This is a genomic window from Burkholderia sp. Ac-20379, assembly GCF_017104645.1.
GTDB lineage: Bacteria > Pseudomonadota > Gammaproteobacteria > Burkholderiales > Burkholderiaceae > Burkholderia.
In genome coordinates this window covers 1-3342 of the sequence record NZ_JAAGPF010000523.1, presented here as the reverse complement: position 1 = coordinate 3342, position 3342 = coordinate 1, and the positions used below count along the sequence as shown (strand labels likewise).

Genomic DNA, 3342 nt, shown 5'->3' with positions numbered 1-3342 from the left:
CCGCGGCATCCTGCGCGCACAGCGCGATCAGCCGTTCGCGCTCGGCCGCGCCGAGCCAGCGCGCCTCGCGCGGCCCATCGCTGAGGCAGCGCAGCGCGACGAACGCGAGCAGCACGGCCGGCGCGCCTTCGATCGCGAACATCCACTGCCAGCCGTACAGGCCGAGCACGCCGGCCATGTCGCGCATGATCCAGCCCGACGCCAGCCCGCCGAGCACGCCAGCCAGCGCGACGCCGGCGAAGAACACCGACATCAGCGCGGCCCGGCTGCGCGCCGGAAACCAGTAGGTCAGATACAGCACGATGCCGGGGAAGAAGCCGGCCTCGAACACGCCGAGCAGAAAGCGCAGCACGTAGAAATGCGCCGGCGCGGACACGCACATCATGCCCACCGAGGCGAGCCCCCAGAGCAGCATGATCCGCGCGAAGCTGCGGCGCGCGCCGTAGCGCTCGAGCAGCAGGTTGCTCGGCACCTCGCACAGCACGTAGCCGATATAGAAGACGGCCGCGCCGAACCCGTACATCGCGTCGCTGAAGCCGAGATCGTGCTTCATCTGCAACTGCGCGAAGCCGATGTTGATGCGGTCGAGGAACGACACCACGTAGCAGAGCAACAGGAACGGCACGATGCGCCAGGCCACGCGCGCGAGGAGCCGGGCGTCGTCGGCCGGCCGGTGCGCGGCGTCCACGGCCACGGCCTGGAGAGGATCGAGGGGATCGGGGCGGTTCTGCATGATTCGTCTCCACGGCGCCGCCTGTCGTGTGCGGGGCGCTCGCTGTGCGGGCGGCGAGGCGCCCTGAAGGGTCAGGCGGCGCCGCCCGGCCGGATCACCCGCCCGCGGCGCCGCGCCGGCAACGCGCTCAGTCCTGCAGCGCGGCCCACATGTCCTTGTCGCGCTCGGCCGTCCAGATGCGCGGATGCGCGATGCCGCTCGCCTCGTCGAACGCGCGCGACACGTCGAACGGCAGGCAGTGCTCGTAGATGAACACCTGGCCGAACTTCGGATCCATCGAGCGGCGCGTGTGCGCCATCGCGGCCTTCAGGTCGAGCTTGTCGGCCACCGCCTCGCGGCCGGCCTGCAGCAGCGTCGTCACGAAATCCTTGGTGTAGTCGAGGCCCTTGTTCACGTCCTGCGGCGACAGCAGCGCGGGGCCGCGGCCCGGCACCAGCTTCTCGGCGCCGAGCGCGCGCAGCGCTTCCAGCGTGGCCGGCCATTGTTCGAGCTGCGCGTCGCCGCAATAGCAGGCCGCGTCGTATTCCACCAGGTCGCCCGAGAACAGCACCTTCTGCGACGGCACCCACACCACCGTGTCGCCCTTCGTGTGGCCCGAGCCCAGATGCGCGATCTTCACCTCGAGCTTACCGAGCCACAGCGTCATTTCCTTCTCGAACACCAGCGTGGGCCACGTGAGGCCCGGCACCGTCTCGACGCCGGCGAACAGGCGCGGAAAGCGCTCGATCTCCGACTTCATGTCCTGCTCGCCGCGCTCCACGATCATCTCGTAAGTGCCCTGGCTCGCGATCACCTGCTGCGCGCCCTCGGCGAAATAGGCCGACGCGCCCAGCACGCGCACCGCGTGATAGTGCGACAGCACCACGTACTTGATCGGCTTGTCGGTGACCGTACGGATCTTCGCGATCAGATCCTGCGCCATCGCCGGCGTGGCGGTGGTGTCGACGATCAGCACGCCGTCGTCGCCGATCACGACGCCCGAATTCGGGTCGCCCTCGGCGGTGTACGCGTAGGTGTTCTCGGACAGTTGCGTCCAGGTGATCTGCTTGACCTCGATGTCAGCTTGCGATGCGAATGCCTTTGCCATGTTCGTCTCCGGTAGTTCGGCGGGGATGCTGCATGGTCGGGGGGCATCGATTATTTGTCAATAGCAAATCTGCTTGCTATATACCAACTACGGGAAAACCCCGCGCCTTGACGGTTTCGCCGGATGCGCTAGCATCGGGCGCTGGTTTGCACGAGCGAAGGACAAATTGAAAGAAGCAGCAGACAAGCCGCAGCGCGGCATCCAGAGCGTGGAAGTGGCCGGGCGCATCCTCGAGGCGCTGGCGCGGCGGCGCGAGCCGGCCGCGCTCAGCGAGCTGGCCGGGGCCGCGGCGCTGTCCACCGCGCAGGCGCACACCTATCTCGTCAGCCTCACGCGGCTCGGGCTGGTCAAGCGCGACGCATTGAGCGGCGATTACGAACCGGGCCCGCTGTCGCTGCGGCTCGGCCTGACCCACGTCGGCCAGCAGCCCGCCTATCGCGTGGCCGTGCCGCACGCGGCGCAACTGGCCGAGCGGATCGGCTTCAGCGTGGCCGTGTGCGTGCCCGGCGTGCAGGGGCCGATGATCGTGCGCTACGAGCGCGGCGGCTATCCGCTGCATGTGAACCTGCATGTCGGCACCGTGATGTCGCTCGCGAACACCGCGATCGGCCGCGTGTTCGCCGCGCATCTGCCCGACGACGTGCTCGACGGCCTGCTCGTGCAGGAGCCGATCCGCCTGGCCGGCGCGCCGGAGATCGCCGATGCCGCCGATGCCCGGCGCGTGCTGACGCCCGCGTTGCGCGCGCGCTTCGAACGGATCCGCGCCGCCGGGCTCGACGACGCGTTCGATGCGCCCGTGCCCGGCATCAGCACCTACGCCGCGCCGGTGTTCGATCACACGCGCAGCATCCGGCTGGTGCTGGCCGTGATCGGCCCGTCGAGCCGCTTCGAGCGCGACGCGCAAAGCCCGATCGCGCGCGCGTTGCTGGCGGCCGCGCAACGGCTGTCGTGGCGGTTCGGCGCGACCGGGGACGCCACGGCGTAACGCGGCATGCCGGCGTGCCCGGCCTTCGACGCAACGGGCTGCCCGCGGGCAGCCCGTTTGCGTATCCGTTCGCGCCGCGCCGCCGCTCAGGCCGCGGCGGCTGCCGCGCCGAGCCCCTCGCGCGCCTTCGCGAACGCTTCGGTCAACACCGTCATGTCGCCGATGTGATTGGCCAGCAGCAGCACGAGCTTGGCGTTCAGGCACTGGCTGTCGGCATCGTCGAGCTGCTGGTGGGTATCGATCAGCCGCTCGTAGAACAGATCCATGTCGGCGAGATTGGGTTCGAGATTCAGATGGCTCATGGTCGTTCAGCGGTTGCAGGTTGCACGGTCGAGCGCGGCGGATACCGCGACGACGTCGAGCGCGCGCCAGCGCGCGCAGACATGCTGGTCGGGACGCAGCAGATAGAACGTGCCGGGCCGGGCATCGAAACGCTGCGCGACGATCCCGTCGCGATCCTCCACGACCAGCGCCCCCGGCACCGCCGGCGCGGGCGCGCCGCGCCCGGTCACCAGCAGCGGGCGCACGCCGACCGGC

4 protein-coding genes and 1 pseudogene are annotated in these 3342 nt (G+C 69.8%); 1 reads left to right on the top strand and 4 read right to left on the bottom strand.

Features of this window, described 5'->3' with window-relative positions:
* The coding region (locus tag G3N92_RS32250) for an MFS transporter (protein WP_206131582.1) at window positions 1–733 on the bottom strand (733 nt) is incomplete at its 3' end.
* A 127-nt stretch (window positions 734–860) separates the two neighbouring features.
* Entirely contained in the window at window positions 861–1820 is a 960-nt protein-coding gene (locus tag G3N92_RS32245) for an MBL fold metallo-hydrolase (protein WP_206131581.1), read from the bottom strand.
* Between the two features lie 166 nt (window positions 1821–1986).
* Between G3N92_RS32245 and G3N92_RS32240 the strand changes: the two genes are divergently transcribed.
* Window positions 1987–2805 carry an IclR family transcriptional regulator gene (locus G3N92_RS32240; RefSeq protein WP_241015159.1) on the top strand — a complete coding sequence of 273 codons (819 nt, stop codon included), beginning with the start codon at window positions 1987–1989 and terminating at the stop codon, window positions 2803–2805.
* 86 nt (window positions 2806–2891) lie between these two features.
* On the opposite strand, the gene G3N92_RS32235 is transcribed toward G3N92_RS32240, so the two are convergent.
* Entirely contained in the window at window positions 2892–3107 is a 216-nt protein-coding gene (locus G3N92_RS32235) for a DUF2783 domain-containing protein (protein ID WP_206131580.1), read from the bottom strand.
* Between the two features lie 6 nt (window positions 3108–3113).
* A pseudogene (locus G3N92_RS32230) lies at window positions 3114–3342 on the bottom strand (FAD-dependent oxidoreductase); the annotation flags it as partial.

Excerpts from the sequence above, each read along its gene's own strand:
- G3N92_RS32245 (WP_206131581.1), bottom strand. The coding sequence starts at position 1,820 with ATGGCAAAGGCATTCGCATCGCAAGCTGACATCGAGGTCAAGCAGATC.
- G3N92_RS32235 (WP_206131580.1), bottom strand. The coding sequence starts at position 3,107 with ATGAGCCATCTGAATCTCGAACCCAATCTCGCCGACATGGATCTGTTC.